This window comes from Streptomyces ochraceiscleroticus, assembly GCF_000720485.1.
Taxonomy (GTDB): domain Bacteria; phylum Actinomycetota; class Actinomycetes; order Streptomycetales; family Streptomycetaceae; genus Streptomyces; species Streptomyces ochraceiscleroticus.
In genome coordinates, this window is the sequence record NZ_JOAX01000028.1 from 95223 (window position 1) to 114956 (window position 19734).

Consider the following 19734-nt stretch of genomic DNA (forward strand, 5'->3'; position numbering starts at 1 on the left):
CTGGGCGTGGAACGGGCGTAGCTGGTGGCCGGGCATAGGCCGAAGGTGGTCACCACCGGCACGCGGCATCGGCATGGCTGATGTACGCGGCGGTCACGGCCGCGCCCCCCTCGGCAGGAAAGCCGCTTCGACAAACACATCCCCGAGCAGCGTCCCTCACTCTGGCAAAGTGACGGTATGGACCAAAGGGATTATCTGGGGCAATCAGTCATGCAGGCTGTGGTGCTGCCGGCCCGTGTGGTGTATCTGATCCGGAACGAGAGCGCCGAGGGTCTGCGTATGGCGGTCCGAGAAGCGAGCTCGCGGTGGGGCGGGGTTTCCGAGCCTATCGTGGCCGTTACGGACAGCGGAGAGGTGAAACCGAGGTTCGCGGATGTGGTGGAAGCTGCGGACGTCGACTCCGCTGTCAATGTTGACCTTCCGGACGATCTCGCAGAGCAGACAGCGGGTCAGCTGAAGCTGCCGCTGGTGTCCCTCGACCGGATTGATGTTGAAGGTGTGGGAAGGTTCACCTGCCACCCTAGTACCGTGCTGCCGGGAGGAACGGAGACTGGCAAGGCCCTCGTTATTGCGCAGGATGATGGGCCGCTGTGGCAGGTGACTGCCGCCGGTGACCTAGACGCCGCCTACTTGGAGGATATGAACACGTCCAATATCGGCGTCCACCGTCCGATGTCCGACGTGGCAATCGGACAGGCGCAGTTGCTGGGGTTGACGTTGCTGGAAAGCGGCGCTTCACAGTTCTCTGCGCACGCTGTGTCCGGAGGGCTGCCGGGCGGGCCTTCCCTCGTCTGGATTACGGAACCTGACAGCTTTGAAGACTGCTTGTGGTTTTGGAACTACCGGGCGCTGAACCCCCGGTCGTTCTGGGCTGCGCCTGTGCTGCTGCTACCCCGGGACGCTGCCCAGCGTTGGGAGGACTACGGCCGGCAGCTCGCCGACAAAGCGTTGCGGTTGCGTAATGTAGAGGTCTCACCCGATGCCATTCTGTTCAGCCTCAGCGTGCCGAAGCCGGAACTTCAAGAGATCGCTGAGCGCCTAAGCCTGGAGCCCGATGCCGGGGACAGGATTCGTGTTAGGGCGGGCAGCCAGCTGCCCCAGCACACGGAGCCCTTCACGTACTTCTTGAATCAAGACCCAGCTAGCTTGCTGGTTTGTGAGAGATCCTGGGGTGCGGTCACGTCGTTCGATGCACACATGTTCTCGGGAGAGAGCAGCATCCGCTTCGCTTCCCCTGTCGAGTTCCACGGGCTGGGTCGAACGCTGGTGAGGCTTTCAGGCGCCGCATTCGATGGCCTCCCGCGCCAGCCCGTTGTAGCCGACATGATCAAAAGCGGCGCCGCCTGGCACAGAGACAGCATCCAGCTGCACACTGACGCCTCGCCCAACTACCTCATCCCCCTCACCATTCCCTCGCTCCGCGACGCCGCTGAGGCCGTTCTCGCGGATGCCACCGAACACTGGGAGTTGTCCTCCGCCGGCAAGGTGGGCACGGGCATGTTGGAGCAGCATGACCCAGCCGTACTTCTGGAACAGGGGGTGTATGAAGCAGTCGTCGGCTTGACCACTCCACGTTCCAAAGAGCTCCTCAAGGCATTGAAAGCAGCGCGTGCGGACGGTAGTGGCGACGTCGAACTCGTGGCCATCGCCAGTGTCTGGGGTGGACGAGTCGAGCGACGCTACCGCTCCGCCGAACAGCTCAAGGGCCAAGGTGTGCCGCTGCTAGCTCTGGAGCGGCTGTGCTTCTTCGGCTGGGCTGAGCGCGGTCTCGCAGCAGAATGTCCGCGCTGCGGACGCAAGACGTTCGTGCCCCTGACCGGGACCGCCGGCTCCGCTCCGTGCCCTGGCTGCTCAGCCCCGGCTGCCTACCGCGGCTCCGGCGCGAGCCTGACCATCGCCTACCGCCTGGACACCTTCATCGACCACGCGTCAGACCAAGGCGTCTTGCCCCACCTCCTCGCCATCGCAGCCCTGAAGGGTAAAGAAGCCCGGTCCCACTTCATTCCCGGCGCCAACCTGTGCTTCCCCGACTCGACAGATCGGGAGGTCGACATTTACGGCACCTACGGGGGAAGGCTGATGGCTGGCGAAGTCAAAGCGAGCCCTGCCGACTTCACACCGAATCAGCTGGAGCACGACATCGACATCAGCACCCGACTCGGAGTGCAGGTCCATCTCATGGCGTCGGTCAACCCCATCGCTGAGACGACACGCACTGCCGCGCAAAGGGCCTGTCACGGCAAAGGATTGGAACTCCTCATCCTCGACAAGCAGGATCTGCGGCCCTGAATCTGCCCTTGCGCCTAAGGTTTCTTCCCAGGGAACTCGCCACGGTCAGCGCCACAACGCCCCAAGTGTCCGGCACAACTGCCGCGCCTGGGCCTAGTCGAGGACTGTTGGAATGCCGCCTAGACGACGTCACAGGCGTGGTCTTCGACGGCAGAGACTTCTCGGATGCGAGGTTCTCCGACGGCACGGTCTCCTTCGGCAGTGCGGAGTTTTCCGATGGCACGGACACCTTCGGCGGTGCGGAGTTCTGCGGCGGCGCAGTGAGCTCCTCGCCGGCGGGCGGGGGCAGCAGGGCTACCAGATGCCCTCGATGACCTCATCGAAAATGAGGTTCCACTGCGACTGGTCGTTCTCGAACGGCAATGCGTCGAAAGCTTCGATCCGCGCGCGCAGTTGCTCGACCTGTTCCTCGAGGTCCACGTCATCGCCTCGTCCGCGTTCGTCAAATTTTTTGAACAGGTTCAGGGTGTAGACCAGGGATTCGACGTCGCGATGGAGCTGGGTGTAGGTGTCCAGCGGATCACCTTCGCCGAAGGCGTACACCTTGCCGTTTGCAGGGTCGAGGGCGATGAGAGATGCGGCGAAGTAGCCAAGAACCAGCCACGAGTGGCACTCCTCGGGAAGGGTGCCGTCTTCGGGCCTGAACCACTCGGCCAGGTTGATCGTCTCTGCCTGGTCGACGCTGGCCTTGGACTTGAACTGCTCGTCGTGCGGGAGTCCGACCCGGCTGAGGAACTCCGCTGTCCGTGCGTCAAGGTGGTTGTCAGGCGACTGGTAGCGGGGGAAATACACGACGCCCGACAGGCCGAATGTGCCCAGTAGTTCGTCCGGTGTGACAGCGAAGCTCATGCGTCGACCTCTGTGTTGCGCGGCAGGGGGGAGACCGATCTTAGCGGTCGTGTGCACTGCGAAGCTCGTCCATATATTTCTGGTGTTCTATGTCACGGCGGTGGCGTGGGACGGTCTGGTCGTAGGAGTTGGTGTGGTGAACCGTCTTGGCCTGAGGGAAGCGATGGTCGAGCCATCGGTCGCAGCTGGGTTTGAGCTGGCATGGCTGGCGTTCGGTGAAGACTTCTGTGAGGCCTGACTGTTTCTTGTTGTGCAGGATCGGGTAGCCGATGGAGCGTTCGGAGTGCATGCTTTTTTCGCTGTAGCCGACAAGGACACTTTCGCCTTTGCCGTCAGGGTCGATGTAGCGGCCTGCGGCATAGTTGTTTCCGCTGTAGTCGTTGCGGGCGTAGCGGGCGAGCTGGGTGGCTTGACCTAGTTCGTCGGTGTAGGGGTCGACCTTGGTGGAGTGGACCTTTCCGGTGTGGGCGTTGGAGACGGCCGTGTCGGCTTGGTCGCGGCGGGTCTGGGGGCGCCAAGCTTTGCCGTCGTCAAGGATGCCGTCCAGGCGGGCCTTGTCGGTCTTGTCGAGGTGGTGGAGTTGACCGTCTGCGTCGAGGCGTTCGACGGTGCCGTCGGTGCTGAGCAGGTAGGTGCGGACGTTCTTGCAGCTGTCGAGGTCGTGTTTAGTTTTTTCGTCGGTCTTCTTGTGTTCTTTCTTGCTGGCGCCAATCTTGCCACCGTGTTTTTCCAGAACGTGGACGGTCTCGTCGGCTTTCTTGTCGACGGCGTCCTCGGCCTTGTCCATGACGGTGGCGAGCTTGTGGAAGCGGCTGTCCTTCTTGACGGAGCTTCGACGCTTGGCACCGCCAGTCTTGTGGGCTCCCTTCTTTTTGTCGAAATTGCGTCGGGTTTCGTCGTAACCGCCTTGGGCCTTGTCGAAGTCGTCGAACTCGATCACCAGGTCCTGCGCCATGTCGCCGGTGCCGGAGGCGTAGTTCGCGAGGTCCTGGTCGTCGTGGGCGCTGAGACGGTCGGTGAAGACGTCCTCGATCTTCCCAAGGATCTTTGTTTCGATCTTCTCCGTGACGATGGATGTGATCTCGCCGATGGCGTAGTCGATGGCCTCGTGCAGGGCGAGGCGGCATGCCCCGATGGCTGCGGCACTGAGCAAGCCACTGAGGCCGGCAGTGAAGAACATGCCGACGGCACCGGCAGTCGCGGTCGCGGCAGTAGTGCCGAGTTCGGTAATACACGCGATCTTGCAGCCTTCGATGAAGCCGGCGCAGTCATCGAGCGCGTCTCCGAGATCGTCCAGGGCGTTGGCGAAGGTGGTGAAATCCTTGGTGGTGAGCTTGCCCCAGCGGCGGTCGATGGCCTGGACCGTCTTGCCCTTGCTGCGGCCACCGACGATGTGGGAACAGGCGTGGTTGCCCTCTTCGATGACGTCGCGGATGCCCTTGGCCAGGTGGCGGTAGTCCTTGGCGCAGTCCCGTACTTCGTCCTCGTCGATGTTGGGCCATTTGACGCCGACGAGGTCGAGCACCTCGACCAGTTCGTCGGGCAGCTTCTTACCCACGCGTCATTCCCCCCCAGACGGCAACCTCCTCAACTTTTGCCACGAAACTGATCTTCGTCAACCGGTCTCGGCACGAGGGCAGAGATCTCCAACTCACCGAGGGCGCAGGCAGGTCAGCGTCTCGTCGGTGCCGATCACGAGGTGACCGGTGGGAGAGACCGTGAGCGCGTTGACGGGCGGGCCGGGGCGGAGAGTTCGGAGTTCACCGGTTTCTGGGCTGTGGTATTCCACGAGCCCATCTGCCCAGGCGACTGCCAGGGTGGGGCCGGTTGTGGTGTATGCCGAGTCCAGAGCAGTGACCGGGCAAGGGCGGGCTACGAGCGGGAGGTCGAGCGGTTCGGCGGTTGGGCCCCAGACCCGTACGAGGCCATCCATGCCACCGCTGTACAGCAGAGCGATGGGCTGCCCGCTGCCGGAGGCTGGCAGCTCCAGCGCGGTCAGGGCGGTGACCGGTCCTTCGTGCAGGCGGGCGGTGCCCGGGGGCGCGTCGGGAGCGTCCTGGGCGAAGACGTGGACTCTTCCTGCGGCATTCCCGGTCGCCGCGATCGTCCCGGCTGCCGTAAGCGCCGAAGCTGGGACGTCTGCGGTGTGGGCCCTGAGGGCCGCGGTGAGTTGCTCCTCCGCGGTCGGTCCCTCGTTCAGGGCCTTGAGTCCCAGGGGACGGCGGGCGGCGCTGCTTCGCTGGGCGTGGACGCGCCCCTGCCCATTCAGTGCCAGCACTGTGCCGTCTTGAAGGTTCGTGATCGCCACGGCGCCGGTCACGGGCATAGACAGTCGTCCGGTAGGTGCTGCGTCGCCCGTTGCCACGGTGCGCATGGTGCCTTGATGGTCGGCCACAACGAGATTGTCCTGTAACGCGCCGCGTCCTGTGGCCAGGGCTAGGGCAGGGCCGGGCCACGGCGGCTTCGTATCCCCTCGTGCCCGGTGCCAGAGCACCCCCCACCGGGTGGGTTCGGCTTTCTCGGTCAGCTCCGCCTCCAGGCGGGGATCGGCGTCATGGCCCAGCGCCGTCAGCAGTACCAGGGCTCGCATGGCGGGATCTTGATCACGGCACAGCGACTGCCCGGCCCGTAGCCAGGCTGCACGCAGCCCGCCATGCGGTTCTTCGCTGTTCTCGAACCCGCGGGTCACCTGCATCGGGTCGGCGGTGCAGACTGCGGTCGGATCACCCAACGGCAGGGCAGGGGCAGATGCCGGTGGTGGCGGGCCGGGAGAGTCGGCCGGGTGTGCGGCACGCCAGGCGGCGTGCCGGTCGGGGTCGGTCCACTGTGCCTGGTCGAGATCCATGACTGCTGTTCCGGCGGCCTTGAGCAGATCGGCAGTCGGGCCGCCACTGCGCGCTTCAACCACCAGCCGAACGTGCGGCAGGCGCAGCAGGGCAAGCACCAGTTCGGCCACCCTCGGTGCATCGGCTGCGGTGTGCAGGTCGGCGAGGACGATCGTGGTGGGTCGGGCATCGGCCGCCAGCACCTGTAGCAGTTCCCCGGGGGCGCGGGCGACGGTCTGAAGCTGATCGGCCAGTGTCCACACGGCTCCTCGCACACTCGCGCCGTCAAGCGGCACGAAAGCGTGTACGCGGCGTGCCTGCGGGGTGCCGGGGCGCGTGCCGTGGGTCACCAGCCACGCCAGCAGCGAGGACTTCCCGCACCGCGGGCTGCCTGTGACCAGGCACAGGCGGGGCGCGGACGAATCCGCCAGCCAGGCCAGTAATGCGGCCCCGGCCGGTTCGCGCCCCGCGGCCGGCCGTTCCCATGCTGGAGCGCTCATCGGCGGCGCGCCTGCTGGGCGGCATGAGTGATCAGGTCTTTCAGGCCCGCCTCGCGGGAATCGGCGCTTTCGCCGTAGTCGAAACTGTGCGTGAACTGCGCCTGAGGGAATACCTTTTGCATCCACACCGCGCAGTAGTGGCCGGGCATCATGCACGGCTCCAGCTCGCAGTACACCCGCCGCACCTGGCTCGGTGCAACGTCGGCGTCTGAGAGGCACTGCCGGAGGAGTTCCTCCGGGTGGGCGCGCCCCGGGCCGGTTGCCTCGGTGATGATCTGTTTGGCGCCGTGGTCATCGACGTACTCCACGGCGGCGGAGAAGGGGAAGTTGAGTGTGTGCCGGACATCGTCCAGGACCCGGCTCCACCAGCTCTCCCGCTCTGCAAATGCGTCCTCGTCCGTGTGGCGCAGGTCCGCGTTCAGCTGGCGAAATGCCTCCGCGGCGTCTTGCAGTCCGGAGGAGGCGGCGATCACCGGCAGCCAGCGGTCCAGTGACGTCAGGCAGGCATTGAACGCGGCTACGTCCGAATTGACGAACATGTCCTCCCCCGCGGGGTGCAAGGCCACGGCCCGCACGCAGCCGCTGGCGTCTACGCATAGCTGAGCCAGTTTGTCGGTGCCCAGCCGCAGCCAGGCGCTCTGCCCGGCGGAGGGGCGCGGCAGCCCCTGGTGGCCGGCGAACACCCCCAGCGTCAGCGCGTCGGAAGGGTCGGCCGCTGTGAAATAGGGAGCCACCTGCAACGGCGCCCCACTCTGCTCCAGCAGTACACGCGCCGGCTCCGGCAGCTGAAGCTCTGTCGCGGTGGTGAAGGAGAACCGGCGCATGCCGCCACGGCCGAAATGTGACACAGCCGGATCCGGGGACGGCGTTGACATTGCACTACCTCGCGCAGCAGGAGACGGGACGCCACGACCTTAGCCGGAAGCGATCAGGCACACGACAGCCCGTTTCGGGGCGTCTCGCGCGGGAGCGCGGCGTCGCCTGCATGGTTCCGCGAGACCTCCGTTGTAGGAGTGCCGGTCAGCACACACACGTTTGCAGGCTGCAGTTGACGATGGGCCTGCCGCATCGCCCAACGACCGTTTCGTTCACCTCGCGTCTGGCCTTACCGGCAGCAGAGAGAGCACCGCATGCACCTGCATCCCATCGGTGAGGTCTCACACCGCCCGATTTTTCGGGGCCAGGCATGTGCGGATGCAGGGACAACGGCGGGGACTGCTGAGAAGGCGGAGTTGCTTTGCGGGTTCAGCGGCTTCAGCGAAATGGGTAACCCTATGCAGACCGTCTTACCTCACCTGATCCGAGGTCCTCATGCGCCGCGCGTCGCAACCGTCCGCCCTCGCCTGCACCGCTGTACTGATGTCCGCCGCGGCCTGTACGCCCAGCCCGTCACACGAAGACGCACCGCAGTCGGCTGCGTCGAGCCCGCCCTCTCCGGACGGCAAGAACGTCGGCAAGCTGTCGTTGGCGGAGGGGGTCGGTCGGTTGGAGGTCGCCGGTGAGTCCCGTACAGGGTATGAGCGGGAGAAGTTCAAGCTGTGGATCGTCGCCGATCACGACGGCTGCGACACCCGTAAGGAAGTCCTCCTTGCCGAGGCGGTCAAGAAGCCCCGCCAGGGCGAGGACTGCAAGCTGACCGGCGGCTTCTGGCGCTCCTACTACGACGACAAGACCGTCACCGACGCCCGCAAGCTCGACATCGATCATGTCGCCCCCCTCGCCGAAGCCTGGGACTCCGGCGCCCGAAGGTGGACTGCACAGCGGCGTGAGGCCTATGCCAACGACCTGGATGCTTCGCGCAGTCTCGTCGCCGTCAGCCTCGGCCCCAATCGCACCAAGGGCGATCAGGACCCCGCCGGATGGGTGCCCCCGGCCGCGGACGCCACATGCCGCTACGCCACCGGCTGGGTCGCCACCAAACTCCGCTGGCAGCTCACCGCCGACCGCACCGAGGCCAAGGCCCTGAAGCGGATCGCAGGGGGCTGTGCGGACGCGACGGTGCGGTTCACGCCGGCACCGTAGGGGTGGACACAGACGAACGGGCGAGCCGTCTGTCCGCGTCGGCGGGAGCGCGCCACATGGCTCAGGTCTGGCTGCCGTCGGGGTGATCGTTGATCCAGGCCAGGCCGCCCAGGTCCAGATGGTGGCGGGCGCGGGTGACGGCGACGTAGGCCAGGCGGGCTTCGCCGTCGTCGATAGGGCCGGGCACCGGCTGGCCGGTCTCGTCGGTTTCCTCGATGTCCTCGGGCGGGGTGAAGTCGTCGGCGATGCGCACACAGGGCCATTCGCGGCCCTTGGCCTTGTGGGCGGTGGAGACGGTCACCTCCGCCTGCTCCTCGGGCAGGATGCAGGCGATGGCGGTCAGCAGGGCGTCAGTGCCGTGCGTGTCGACCAAGTCGACCAGGGGCTGGAGGTCGCGGCCGGCGGGGTCGTGGGCGGCGTAGTCCTGCACCTCGCCCCAGCAGGTAAACAGCACCAGCTCCGGATGGCCGGTGCGGCGGCCCTCTTTGAGGTCGCGGGCGGCCACGGCCAGGGCACGCAGGCTCTCCCCTCCCCCGACAAGACCGACGCGGTGGCCGGCGGCCAGAAGATCCATGACGGTGGCCATGGCACCGATGTTGGTGCGGCACAGCACCGCATCCGGCCGATCGACTGGCCCCACCTCGGTGGGCACCGCCTCGTCGCCGGTCAGGCGAATCGGGGCGTCGGCAACGGCCAGCCACCGATTCGCCTCGGCCGCCAGGCGGGGGCCGAAGCGGAAGGAGCGGGAGAGGGCCAGGGCGGTGCCGGCGAACCCGGTCATCACATCGCGGGCGCCGCGCCAGTGGTAGATGGCCTGGGCGGAGTCGCCGACCATCACCAGCTGGGCGTGGTCGCGCTGGGCGGTAAAGATCTGCTCCACCACCGGGTTGGTGTCCTGCGCCTCATCCAGCAGCAGGTAGTCGGCGGTGGTCTTCGGGTGGGTGAGAGCCCACATCTTCAGGTAATGGTCGTGGTCAAAGCGGACCACACCGTCCTCGGAGTGCTGCAGGTCGCTCCAGGCCCGGCAGGCGAACGGCACGATCGCCTGGGCGAACTCGGTGTAGTGGTCGTCGTCTTCCAGGCCGCGCAGGCGGGGCACGTGGTGAGGACGGAGGCGGTCATCGGCGGAGTGGCAGAAGCGGGTGACGGTGCGCAGGGTGGTGTTGGACAGGGTGCGAGTGCTGATCTCCCGGTCGCCCAAGCGGAGCGGTTTGGTGATGCCCAGGGCCTGGCCGGTGCGCCAGCTGGACTGGCGGGGGCCGCCCAGCCGGCGGGAAAAACGGTGGCCGAGGGCGGCGTAGGCCATGGCGTGCGCGGTCTTGCACACCACCGACTTCGGAAAGCGGGTGGCGGCTTCGCGGGCGATGGCACGGTTGTAGGCGAGGTAGCGGCCGCGGCGCGGTGTGGCCTTGGCGAGGAGAGCGAGGGTGGTGGTTTTGCCGGTGCCGGCACCGGCCTGGAGGACGAGGTGGTCCCCGGCGCGGAAGGCGTCGGCCGCGGCGGTCTGTTCATCGGTAGGGCTCAGCACGGTGGCGTTCCAGCGGGTGAGTGGGAATCTGCTGGCCACGGCGTGGGCCAGCAGGGCGGGCGGAAAGTCGATTTCAGCAACGCACCGGGAGGTCACGAGCGGCCGGCGCGGCGGCGGGTGGTGGGCAGGCGCTGGTGGAGGTGCTGGTGGTGGGTGAGCGGGTCGAAGACTTCCCACTCGGGCAGGGCCAGATCCGCGGCGCCGGGGCTGGTGGCGTGGGTGGGGCAGCGCTGGGCACGCCAGCGCAGCTGTTCGTCATAGGGCAGGTGGCCCAGGTCGTAGACGGCCATGGCCTGGTCGGGCAGCATCAGCTGGCCGTGGGCCGGGCCGGTGGGCAGCAGACGCCAGGTACCGGGGAAGGCGGGGGCAAGGACAGGGTGAGGACAGCGGTGGCGGTGGCGGGTCTGGGCCACGCAACGGATGGCATCGACAGGGTGTGCGGCGAGGTAACGGATGCTCAGGAGCTGGAGGATGGGCCGGGTGGGACGGCAGGGCGCCGCGGGTGCGGTCGGCGCCGCGGCGGGGCGGGGGGTGAAGGCGCCGGTGTCCAGGAGACGGCGGGTGCGCAGGGCCAGTTGGCGGCGGAGATCTTCCACGTGCGGGGTCAGGCGGGTGGTGGTGCGGTGGGGGCAGAGCACGGCGTGCGGGAGACGGCACCAGGCGGATCCGTCGCCGTGGCGGTAGGCGGTGCCGCAGCTTAGGTGCCAGTGGCAGGAGGCGGGCACGGCGGCGGTGGGGGCTTCGGCCGGGTGCAGGGCGATGGGCCGGTGACGGTCATCGCTACGCGGATACCACTCCAGGCGATTGCCGCACGCGCGACAGCGGCCGCTCTGCCCGGCGCGCAGCAGGCGGCTGGGGCTGGTCGGGGCGACGCGGAGGGAGCGGCGGGGCTGGGTGTGGCGGGGGCTGCCGTCCCAGTGGCGGCTGGCGGGATGGGGGTGCATGGCCGGGACGGTGCCAGGCGGCACGCCGCCCGCATGGCGCGGTGCGCCGTGGGTCCTGCGGGTGGCCTAACCGACGGGACGGATGTGCGAGCGACTGTGTGGATGTTCGGTGCTGGGTCGCCATTTCGGGTGGTACGTGCATGGCGCCAGGCGGGCTTGCGTCGCGCTTTTACGCCTCGGGCGGGATGGGTGGAGTGTGGCCTTCGCACAGGCTGCCCAGGAGCTGGTCGATGGGGACGTTGAAGGTGTGGGCGAGGGCGTGCCAGGTGGTGACGGATCCGGTGGTGCGGCCGTGTTCGAGGTCGATGAGGGTGCGGCGGGACAGGCCGCTGCGCTCGGCAAGTTCATCGAAGGTCCAGCCCCGCTCGTCCCTCAGCCGTGCGAGTGCGACGCGCAGGGCGGTGAGGTTGGGATCGGGCGGGAAGATCGTCACCCAACCATCCGACGGTGCAGAACCCTGTCCTGTCAGTGCAGACCTCTGCACTATCCCGTCGTGGCCGTCGCCGGCATCGACGACTCAGCGGCGGTGCAGTGTTCTGCACTACGGTGCGGCCGACCTCCACCCCGCGCCTATTGCCGTGGAGGCGCATGACCGTGACCGCCCGGACAGGAGGACGCCGAGCCCGATGAGGCTCTCCACCCCGCACGCCGCGACACCCCGCGCCTGGACCGTGGAATTGCAACCACGACCCGGCGGTCCCGCACTGGCCTGCCCTCAGTGCACTCCGCTCCCCCATCCCGTGCCGGCTGGCGCAGCGCGCGCTGTGGCGCTGGCCCACCTGGCCCGGCACGCCCGCGCAAGCGTCCTGCCGGCATACCTGCGGACCTGCCAGTGCCATGCTCGCGGCTGCCGCTGGCATGCCCGCCACCGCGGCTGCGCCGGCGCCGTCCTGCTCGTGCTCACCCGTGACCACGGCGGCCGCCGGTGGCGGCTGGCCGACGTCTGCGCTGCCTGCGCGGCCGCCACCGAGCGGGCAGCCGTCGTCCCCGACACGCTGCCCGCCGCCTCTTCCCTACCGCTCGCCAAGAGTCCTGTTCACTCCGGCCCTTCTCGACGGCAGGAGCAGGCACACGTACGGGTGCGCGAGATGCTCACCTACCTTGGTGCCGCCCTCCCCCGCTTCTGCTCTCCCACCGCCCGGCTCCTGGCCGTGCAGTGCGCCCTGCGTGCCAACCACCGTGGCCAGGTGCACCTCCCCGGCGGCCTGCTGCGCGGCATGCGCCTGGCCGGCCACGCGGTTCCCTGGCAAGAGCTCACCCACGCCGACTGGCTGTCCTGCCCCTCCCCCGCCTCCCGCACAGCCCTCGGTGGCGTTACGGCGCAGCTGCTGGACGCCGCCGTCCTGGCCCAGGTCCACGGCCGTGCGGCACGGGCGCGTGCCGCGCACTGGGCCCTGTACTCCGCCCACCTGTCCCCCGCGCACGACGCACCGCCCGCCCTGCGGCTGGCCGCGCTGGCACTCGCCTCCCACACCACAGCAGGCTCCGGCAGCGCCGAGCCGGCACACCTCACGCGCATGTGCGGCCTCTCCAGCAGTCACCTGGACGATCTCCTCGACCGTCTCCTGCGTCTCCGTCTGCTGAAAACCTGGGGCTACGACGTCGACAGTGACGAGCTGTGCTGGCAGCTCCCTGCTGCAGCAACGCATTTCGCGTAACCGGCCCCCTCTGGGGCGGTGCCGGGTCCCGATCTCCGGCCGGGATACCGCACGACCTGGCGGTCCTCCTCATCAATGCCCGCGAGCGGGACGGAGCTCTGCGGCAGCACAGGGCGGCGTCTCCGTTTCCATTCCCGCGCATCCCGATACCGCCTCCTCTCTCGCCGCCGGGCGCAGCCCGGCAGCCCTACTGCCCCAAGGGCGTTCGACAGGGCACTTGCGACTCCAGGGGGCAAGGCGGTGCCCTGGCGTCGCCCGGCTGCTTGGCGCAAGGGCTTTCACAGCCGTCACTCCGCAGCAGATCATGGGAAATCGGCCGACTATTGGCCAACATTCCTCAGACATCTGGTCACACGGTTGATCTTGTCTCGACGATACGCATGGTGACGTCTTAGCTGAATGGTGTCTGAGCGACTAGCGCTACGACAGTGACCAAAACGGGGATTTTCATGGGCAGAGACAGTGCCGCCGGACTGAGCCGGCTGGCGAGAAGAAGCGTCGTCTTGTGCGCCATGGCAGCTTTGCTGTCCTCGGCCGTCCCGGCCATGGCGCAGGCAGGCGCCACCAGCAACACCCCGGCGGGCATCCAGGTTGAATCGCGCGTGCTCCCCGTGGGGACGAAGGTGCCCTCCCTGGCGCAACTGCAGAAAGGTTCCGTCCGGCAGGAGTTCGCACAGCAGCCCGGCCTTGCGCCCAGCGTCGAGGGGCAATTGCCGGCAGAGACGGTGGGCCCGGTACGGGCGCACGGACCCGTCGCCACGGAGCGGTCGGCAGTCGCTGTTCCAGGTGATCTTCAGGCCAAGGCGGTGACGTATCCGGAGCCGGCCCGGACGATGACGGCGGCGGAGTGCCAAAAGGGGCTGGGCACGGACAAGAAGTTCTACATCAAGTCCAGGTTCGCCGTGTGCTCCGGAGCGCTCTTCCACCAGATCTGGACGAAGAACGGGCGACCGGTGGGCGAGAGCCAATTCGTCGTGCTGGTGGTCGGCACGACCGCGCTGGACAGCCGGGAGGTGCGCTTCACCCACTACTTCACCTCCATGGCAAAGACGGGCAGCACCAAGACCAGTGCGCTGATGATCTCTCCGAAAGTGACCGTCCCGCTGATGTACCCCAAGAAGGCGAAGCACACCTTCAGCGGCAGCGTGCCGGGGATGCGCAGCTGGGACGCGGTCAAGGCGAACAGCTCATTCCAGCAGACCATGACCGTCGCGCCGGGCCAGGGCGCCAAGGGCTCCACGGACCTGGTGGAATCGGTGTACCAGCCGTCCATCTCGTTGAAGTTCCCGACCGGCGTCAAAGGCGACACCAGCGGGGACCTGTTCCTGCTTCCCCCGCGGTGGGATGCCGCCAAGTACCTGCGGAACTCGACCGGTGGCGGCAAGCCTGACAAACGGGGTGCCGCCGCGTTCGCGGTGGTGGCGACGCTGCACTACAGCGCTAAAGCGGGCGCGGCCGAGCGGGCGGTGGCCCAGCACATCCAGACGGCGTTCACTCATCCCGAGAAGACCGAGCCCTACATGTCGGCCAAGGACGTGCCCGGCCGAGTCCCGGCCAAGCCGCTGAACCGTCTGTATGAGGACACCAATCGCGCGGATACCAACCGTAGGCGGGCTGTCGCGCAATGCAAGCGGTTCTACGGCGACTACGCCAAAGCGGGGAAGGAATGCGATGAGTATCCCTTTGCCTCGACCTACCAAGGTGCCGCGCAATCCGAGTACGACCCGGAGGCGAAGAAGTTCAACTTTTCGGTGAAAGCCATCCCGAAGGCCGACAACAAGGCCGGCGGTGACCTGCTCAAGGGCTTCTACGGCAAGAACCGGATGCTCGACGGCACCGAGGATGGCTTCATCGTCGCCATCAGTTCGTGACCGGACGGGCCGGCCGATGCGGCGGCCGGCCCGTCGAGCGCGCTTTAGGCCGCGGCGGGCCAGAGCTGAAGGAGATAGGTCTCCACGCCGTCCGCCACGCCGTCCTCCTCGCAGACGCGTGCCACCTCCGCCCGTCCGGCGCAGTAGGCCCGGACCTTCCACGTACCCGGCGCGAGCAGGGACAGTTCATGGTCCCGGCCGTCGGACCACACCGCTACCGCTCCCGAGCCGGAAACGAGCTCCGCCTCGCCCCGCTCCTCCCAGACCGTGCGGGCATCGGGCACCGGTTCGGCGTCCCAGTGCTCGACGCTCACGGCAGCGGTGTGGGTATGGCCCGCGCTGTAGAAGTCGAGCCGCCCAGCAAACGGCGTCAAAAACCCGCCCTCTGCGGCCTCATCGGGAAACGGCACCGGCACCAAAGCCTCGTCGGACTCCTGAATGCACCACCCGTGATAGGTGATGCGCACCTTCAGCTCATCGACCCGCTGCAGCCCGGCCAAACCCCTCACCTCTCCACCCGCCCCCGCATCAGAGAGCCTGGCACGGCCCTGCGGCCGGGCAGGACCCAGCAACGGCCACCTCGGAGAAGTCGCCTTCACCCGCAGTCTACGGACACCTATGCACGCTATGAGAGACATCAGCCCTATCCCGGGAGACGGGCACTGTCAGGCGATTACCGGGCCGCCACGGTCGTTGATAGCCGACGGCAACGTGCGAACGCGATCGTGCAGACCCCCGGCCCGCTCGCCGGGGTAGAGGCCAGAGCGGCATCCAGACGAGCGCACCGGAACCATGCCGAACTGAGCGCGGGGCCGGGAAATGGAGTGATGCCCTCGGCGACCGCTGCCCATGCGGAAGCGGTTCGCTCTGTCAGACGTCGTGAGGCTCTCGCTCCTGCCCATAAACCTGGCGGTGGAACTGCGGGAACTGCATGGCTTTTGGATCGAGCAGGTCAATGAGTCCGACCCAGCTGCTGTAGCAATGTTTCGCTTCAGGTCAGAAGGGACGGGCTTCCCGCGCCATCGGCGCGCCCCCTGACCACTCGACTGTCCCCTCATGTGTCCCTCACCCCGGGCACCGTGACGGCGTTTTGGCGGTGGCATTATCGACGACGATGCCTACCAAGCCGCCTTCCACGCCGGCTACGACATCGCCTACGCCCTCAGCCACTCACTCCGGCTCACCCACGCAATCCTCCCCGTCCACCTACCGATCCGTCGCGGTCCGCAAACGTCACCAACGCTCATTTCCCCCATGCCGGTGACGCCGAGTGGGCGGAACCGAGAGGCTGCCGAAGACGGGTCCTGCGGTGTGCCCTGCAGGGCACCGAAAGGACGACGAAAGACGGACGATCGTGACCGGTGACGAACGGCGGGCGAGGAACACACCCGGCGACCCGCCGGAGCACCAGCCCGCAAATCTCCCCGGAAGCCTCCCCGTATTCAGGACGCGTCTGGTCGGGCGCCAGGCGGAACTGGCGGAGATCCAACGTCTGTACGAGGGCGACGTGGGGGCACGGTTGGTGACCCTTACCGGGGTCGGCGGGGTCGGCAAGACCCGGCTGGCGCAGGCGGCCGCGGCCGGGCTGCGGCCATACTTTCGCGACGGGGCCTGGTGGGTGGAGTTGTCGCCCCTTCAGGAAGGCATGCTGCTGCCGCATGCGATCGGCCAGGCGCTGTCCGTGGCCAACGAGATCACCCGCCCGATGATCGAGGTAGTGGGCGATTACCTGGCCGGCCGGGAGCTGCTGCTCGTCCTGGACACCTGCGAGCACCTCGTCGACGCCTGCGCGGTGGCCGCCCAGACCCTATTGGCGGCTGCCCCCGGGCTGCGGATACTCGTCACCAGCCGCCGTCCGCTGGGCATGGCGGACGAACAGCTGGTGGTGATCGACCCGCTGCCGGTGCCGGCCATCGACGACTGCGCGACGGCCGGGGCGGACGCAGTGGTGCTGCTGGCCGAGCGGGCCGCCCAGGCCGTACCGGGCTTTGAGATCACCGGCGCCAACAGGGCCGACGTACTGAGGCTGTGCCGACGCCTCGAGGGACTGCCGCTCGCGCTGGAGCTGGCCGCGGCCCGACTGCACGAGCTGTCCGTAAGGGAGTTGACCGAGAAGCTGGACGACCGGTTCGCCGTACTCGGCGCCCCCGAGGACGCCACAGCCGACGCCGAACCTCCCCCCATTACGCGGTTGCTCTCTCCCGCTGGGCTGCGGCCGAGCGTGGGGATCCCCCTGAGCAGCGAGGCACCCACACCCCCATGGCACCAGGCGCTGCGTACCGCCATCGGCTGGAGCCACGAACTGTGCACCCCGGCCGAGCGGCTGTTGTGGGCCCGGCTGTCCGTCTTCGCCGGCAGCTTCGACTCCGGGGCGGCCGGCCGGGTCTGCGCCGGTGTGCACCTTCCGTACGAGGACATCCCCGGCCTGCTGAGCGCTCTGGCGGAAAAATCGATCCTGACCTGGGTGCCGACCGCGGGCAAAGACCGCTACCGCATGCTCGACACCATCCGCGAGTACGGTGCGGCCTGGCTGCGCCGGCTGGGCGAGGAGGACCGGCTGCGCCGGCGCCACCAGTACTTCTACCTGGCACTGGCCCGCCGAGGCGACGCCCTCTGGATCGGGCCGGACCAGTACGCCTGGTATGACCGGGCGAACAGTGAGCACGCCAACTTCCGTACCGCGCTGGAATACACCCTGGCCCAGCAGGACGGGCTCACCGCGCTGGACCTGGCCGGGGCGCTGTGGTTCTTCTGGTACCCCTGCGGACACCTCAAGGAAGGACAGCACTACCTGGAACGGGCCCTTGCCCTCGGCACCGATCCCAGCCCCGCCCGCGACAAGGCCCTCTGGGTCTGCAGCATGGTCCTCTTGTGCCAGGGCGACGCCGCGACCGGTGCGGCCTGGGCCGGCCAGTGCGTCGCCGAGGCCGAACGGCTCGGTGACAACGGCGCGGCCACCACCGCCCGGGCGTGCTTGCTGGTTGCGGCGACCATGCTCGGCGACCGGCCGCGGGTGTTCTCCCTGTCGGGACATCTGCTCGCCCTCACCTCACCACAGGACGGTGAGCTCCTCGGGCCGCTCCCCCTCGCCAGGCTGCTGGCCCGGGTACTGGCAGGCATTGCGCTCACCGTCGATGGCCGTCCCCAGGAGGCCATCGCCATGCTGGAGGAAATGCGCACCGAGTGCGGACGGCACGGCGAGCAATGGATGCGTGCCTACGGCGACGTCATGCGCGCACACGCCGAACTGGCCTGCCACCGGCCCGAGGCCGCGCTGCACTACGCACGGGCGGCCCTGGAGGTCAAGCGACGGCTGCACGACAGCCTGGGCTGCGCCCTGGCCCTGGACGTACTCGCGGTGGCCACCGGCGCCCACCGGCAGAGCGAGCGTGCCGCCTGGCTGCTCGGGCTGGCCCAGCACCTCTGGCACACCATCGGCCTGCCCCAGGCCGGCATCCCGGAATTCGTCACCGCCCGCCGATCCTGCGAGCACCAGGCCCACAACGCCCTCGGCGACCGCGCCTACAAGGCCGCCTTCCACACCGGTTACGAAACCGACCTCGACACCGGCATCGCATACGCGCTCCATCCCCCACAACCTCTGTAAGTACCGGCTGCGAAGACTGTCGTGGGGTACAGCCAGCCGCCCTGCCACCTGCACCGTCTGCGGAGCAGGCGCGGGAGAAGCGACCGGCTGAGAGTCTCGCAGCAGCGTCGCCATGCACGGAATGGCCCGTCGGCATCGACCGCCGGCTGAACCTTCTGGTCCGCGCCGCCGCCGTAGCAGGCGAACCCATCAACCGCGCCGAGCTGTTGGCCGCCCTGGTCGCCGCCGCCGACACGGACTCCGATCACCTGGCCAACCTCCACCATTACCGTCGCCTGCCCGGCGATGTCTTGGGCCAAGACAGCGGCCCCGAGGCCTCCCCGCCGTCCGGGCTCCAGGTCCACGTCGCTCCATCACCTGACGAACGATCCGGCACGCAGCGGGACGCGAGTGAACTTCTGGGCGCCGCCTGCGTCGCGGAGAGAGCAGGTCAGCCATCGAGCACCGGCCCGTGGGTCGTTGACTTTACGGCTTGCCGGACGTGGACCCGATCGCTCATCGGTGCCGTCCGTTCAGTCCAAGGCACGGCCAGGCCGCGGGCTGGTCGGCTCCGATCCCAGCACAGCGCGCTTCGCTCAACCAGGCGACTCTTCCTCCACGCGCGTCTAGCTTCATCTCATGGGCGCACACCATGACCACCGGCACGACGGCAATCAGATCGCCACGGAACTGGAGACGCTGTTTAACGGCATGGGGCTGCCCGTCGCCGACACCGACGACCGCACCCAAGCCACCGGCATCCTGGTCTCCTCCACGGGCACCAAGGCAGCCTGCCTCGAATGGTTCGTCTCCACCACCGCCCGCAGCGCCGCAGCACGTGAACAAGTCGAGGGGCTGGCCGATGGGCGGGCAGGGCTCCTGCACCGCGCCGCGCGGGTCTACCTGCACCACGCCCTCACCGGCATCCTTCAAGAGCTGGGCTACTCGGTGGCCCAGACGACCACCGGCTTGCGCATCGAAGGGCTGCCCGGGGCCTCCGCAGGAGCGGAGACCGCCAGCAGCCTCGCCGAGGCGCTGCGCGAGCAGCTCGACAGCCTTGATGACCGTCGGGACCGCAAGCGACGCGACGAAGACGGTGACGACGGCCTGGCCGGTGTGCCCGCCCGTGTGTAGCGCCTGGCGCACTGTGTGCGTCGGTCCCGCGTACCTGCACAGGAGGCAGGTGCGTTCGGCCCTGACTGCGTGCGTCAGGGTCCCGCGGCGGTCTCCCGGGCCGGTGCGTGTGGCGGCCTAAGGTGTCTCGGCTTGCCTGCCCACCCGTGGTGCGCCGTCTTGGACCGCCGGAACCTTTCGGCACGCCGGTCTCTGCTTTGGCAGAGCGTGCTGGGGCGCCTTGGCCACCCGATTCGCGGCGAGGCGGCGAGAGGGCCGCGGCCGCGAGTGCGGTGTTGGCTTCGGGGCTGGACACGCGTCGGGGCCATGCCGGGAGAGTGGTGTCTGCCATCCGTCCCAGACCACTGGGATCCGGGGAGAGGCCATTATGTCCGAAAGTTCGCAGGAGACCACTGGTCTGAAGGGCCGGTACGCCACCCGGCTGTCGGAGGACCTCGACCACAACGCCAAGGAGCAGCAACGCATCGAGGCTGAGATCGCCACCCTGCAGGAGCAACTGGCTGCGCTGCGGGAGGACCAGACACTGCT

The 19734-nt window shown here is 68.1% G+C and carries 14 protein-coding genes; 6 read left to right on the forward strand and 8 right to left on the reverse strand.

Annotation, left to right across the window (positions count from 1 at the left end; translation table 11 throughout):
- Positions 1-177: 177 nt before the first annotated feature.
- Positions 178-2289, forward strand: coding sequence for a hypothetical protein (locus IG84_RS0130050; RefSeq protein ID WP_157848975.1), 2112 nt, complete (start codon positions 178-180; stop codon positions 2287-2289).
- 294 nt (positions 2290-2583) lie between these two features.
- Here the strand turns inward: IG84_RS0130050 and IG84_RS0130055 are convergent, their stop codons facing one another.
- From IG84_RS0130055 to IG84_RS0130070, 4 genes are all read right to left on the reverse strand, one after another.
- Positions 2584-3138: an SUKH-4 family immunity protein gene (locus IG84_RS0130055; protein WP_031063886.1), complete on the reverse strand. Its 555-nt coding sequence runs from the start codon at positions 3136-3138 to the stop codon at positions 2584-2586.
- Positions 3139-3178: 40 nt separating this feature from the next.
- A complete protein-coding gene (locus IG84_RS0130060) occupies positions 3179-4696 on the reverse strand; it encodes a nucleic acid/nucleotide deaminase domain-containing protein (RefSeq protein ID WP_031063889.1) in 1518 nt (505 codons plus the stop codon).
- Positions 4697-4789: 93 nt separating this feature from the next.
- Positions 4790-6226 (reverse strand): WD40 repeat domain-containing protein, encoded by a 1437-nt coding sequence (locus IG84_RS39355; RefSeq protein WP_245659647.1) that lies wholly within the window; start codon positions 6224-6226, stop codon positions 4790-4792.
- A 233-nt stretch (positions 6227-6459) separates the two neighbouring features.
- Complete coding sequence (locus tag IG84_RS0130070) at positions 6460-7338, reverse strand: nucleic acid/nucleotide deaminase domain-containing protein (RefSeq protein WP_078649553.1); 879 nt, start codon at positions 7336-7338, stop codon at positions 6460-6462.
- Positions 7339-7822: 484 nt separating this feature from the next.
- Between IG84_RS0130070 and IG84_RS0130075 the strand changes: the two genes are divergently transcribed.
- Positions 7823-8485: an HNH endonuclease family protein gene (locus IG84_RS0130075; RefSeq protein WP_245659648.1), complete on the forward strand. Its 663-nt coding sequence runs from the start codon at positions 7823-7825 to the stop codon at positions 8483-8485.
- Between the two features lie 61 nt (positions 8486-8546).
- Here the strand turns inward: IG84_RS0130075 and IG84_RS0130080 are convergent, their stop codons facing one another.
- From IG84_RS0130080 to IG84_RS0130090, 3 genes are all read right to left on the reverse strand, one after another.
- Complete coding sequence (locus IG84_RS0130080) at positions 8547-10010, reverse strand: UvrD-helicase domain-containing protein (RefSeq protein WP_031063900.1); 1464 nt, start codon at positions 10008-10010, stop codon at positions 8547-8549.
- A 95-nt stretch (positions 10011-10105) separates the two neighbouring features.
- Positions 10106-10957, reverse strand: coding sequence for a DUF6083 domain-containing protein (locus tag IG84_RS0130085; RefSeq protein ID WP_031063905.1), 852 nt, complete (start codon positions 10955-10957; stop codon positions 10106-10108).
- Between the two features lie 169 nt (positions 10958-11126).
- The gene (locus tag IG84_RS0130090) at positions 11127-11390 is read right to left on the reverse strand and encodes a helix-turn-helix transcriptional regulator (RefSeq protein ID WP_031063907.1); all 264 of its coding nucleotides are present in this window, start codon (positions 11388-11390) and stop codon (positions 11127-11129) included.
- Positions 11391-11697: 307 nt separating this feature from the next.
- Between IG84_RS0130090 and IG84_RS0130095 the strand changes: the two genes are divergently transcribed.
- Both IG84_RS0130095 and IG84_RS42420 read left to right on the forward strand, forming a co-directional pair.
- Positions 11698-12615 carry a hypothetical protein gene (locus tag IG84_RS0130095; protein ID WP_245659649.1) on the forward strand — a complete coding sequence of 306 codons (918 nt, stop codon included), beginning with the start codon at positions 11698-11700 and terminating at the stop codon, positions 12613-12615.
- A gap of 449 nt (positions 12616-13064) precedes the next feature.
- The gene (locus IG84_RS42420; protein ID WP_245659650.1) at positions 13065-14486 is read left to right on the forward strand and encodes a NucA/NucB deoxyribonuclease domain-containing protein; all 1422 of its coding nucleotides are present in this window, start codon (positions 13065-13067) and stop codon (positions 14484-14486) included.
- A 44-nt stretch (positions 14487-14530) separates the two neighbouring features.
- Here IG84_RS42420 and IG84_RS0130110 read toward each other — a convergent pair whose 3' ends face one another.
- Complete coding sequence (locus tag IG84_RS0130110; protein ID WP_107053996.1) at positions 14531-14995, reverse strand: hypothetical protein; 465 nt, start codon at positions 14993-14995, stop codon at positions 14531-14533.
- Positions 14996-15840: 845 nt separating this feature from the next.
- On the opposite strand from IG84_RS0130110, the gene IG84_RS0130115 reads away from it, so the two are divergent.
- The gene (locus tag IG84_RS0130115) at positions 15841-18093 is read left to right on the forward strand and encodes an ATP-binding protein (RefSeq protein ID WP_063761872.1); all 2253 of its coding nucleotides are present in this window, start codon (positions 15841-15843) and stop codon (positions 18091-18093) included.
- Positions 18094-18711: 618 nt separating this feature from the next.
- On the forward strand, positions 18712-19206 hold the full coding sequence (locus tag IG84_RS0130120) for a hypothetical protein (protein ID WP_031063924.1): 495 nt from the start codon (positions 18712-18714) through the stop codon (positions 19204-19206).
- Positions 19207-19734 lie beyond the last annotated feature (528 nt).